Origin of the sequence: Bacillus haikouensis, from assembly GCF_013179555.1 — a bacterium.
Lineage (GTDB): Bacteria > Bacillota > Bacilli > Bacillales > Bacillaceae_B > Rossellomorea > Rossellomorea haikouensis_A.
This window is the reverse complement of record NZ_JABMCR010000525.1, coordinates 1-1427: the sequence shown is the minus strand read 5'-3', so window position 1 is coordinate 1427 and position 1427 is coordinate 1. Positions and strand designations below refer to the sequence as shown.

Below are 1427 nucleotides of genomic sequence, written 5' to 3'. Positions count from 1 at the left end.
CGTTTGAGCCCCAATTTCTGTCGGACTCATAGTTGATGTATTAGTGGCTAAAATGGTCCCTTCAGAACAGATAGAATCCAGCCTTTTGAAAATATCAATCTTTAATTCCATTTTTTCAAGAACAGCTTCAATAACAAGGTCTGCGTCTTTTGCCGCCGATTCCAAATCTGTTTCAAAAAGCAGACGATCCTTTGCTTTCCCATATTGGTCTTCAGAAATAAAGCCTTTTTGTAAGCTTCCTTCCAACAAACTGAATATATCTTTCTTTGCTTTTTCCAGAATTTCTTCGTTTATATCATTCAAGTAAACAGTAAAACCGGAAACAGCACAGGTATACGCAATTCCTTTTCCCATTACACCCGAACCTACTACTGTAATATTTTGCACATGAAAGCCTCCTTAGCTGGATATTGTCTGTTCAATCGTTGTACTTTTAGGATTGAATTTTTGATAGAAGAACACGAGTGCCAGGATGGCAAATCCAATTAGATCTGTTACAATCCCCGGGTTGATCATTAGGATCGCTCCAATAAATAGAATGATCCTCTCATACCAAAACGCATTCCTTAAAAGCCATCCTTCTGCCGCACAAGCAACCCCTATGATGCCAATGATGGACGTGACCACTGATAGAATAATGTGAGGAGCATCCCCTACCAACAGCAATGTCTCTCCATAAACAAACATATAGGGAACAATGAATGCGGCAAGCCCCAGTCTTACTGCTGTCATCCCGGTTTTCATCGGATCCGATCCCGAAAGTCCTGCTGCAGCAAATGCTGCCAGTGCCACTGGTGGTGTAATCGCAGATAAAGCGGCAAAATAAAACACGAACATATGAGCCGCAAGCGGCGAGACACCAAGTTCAATCAACGCAGGAATGGTCAATGGTACTTGAACAATGTAAGCCGCAACCGTTGGAAGTCCCATCCCCAGAATGATGCTCGTAATCATAGTGAAAATAAGGGTAACAATCAAAATCCCACCTGAGATATCGATGATCATTCCACTGAATTTCAGCCCAATTCCAGTCAAGCCAATAATCCCAATAATGAAACCTGATGCAGCACATGCAATGGCTGTTTCAACGGCAGCCCTCGCCCCTAAATCAAGAGCTTTATACATTTTTGAGAATGATAGTCTGGTAGATTTTTTCAAAGCTGCCACCACGATCGTCACACCGATTGAAAATAAACCGGCTCGCATAGGAGATGTACCTGATGCCAGCATCACGACGATCACGACTAACGGTACAAAAAACATAAAGCCCGACTTTAATACGGTTGAAACCTTTGGCAAATCTTCTTTCTTTAAACCATTCAGTCCGAGTCGCTTCGCTCGTAAGTCGACTTGAAAGTATAAACAGCAGTAATATAGGGCCGCCGGGATAATGGCAGCTACTGCTATATCCATATAAGGAACCCCTA

Annotated in this window: 2 protein-coding genes; both read right to left on the bottom strand. The window is 42.5% G+C overall.

Features of this window, described 5'->3' with window-relative positions:
- The coding region (locus tag HP456_RS23920; protein WP_312857813.1) for a 3-hydroxyacyl-CoA dehydrogenase family protein at window positions 1-387 on the bottom strand (387 nt) is incomplete at its 3' end.
- Window positions 388-399: 12 nt separating this feature from the next.
- Window positions 400-1427: TRAP transporter permease (locus HP456_RS23915; protein WP_172255671.1), on the bottom strand; the 1028-nt coding region annotated here is incomplete at its 5' end.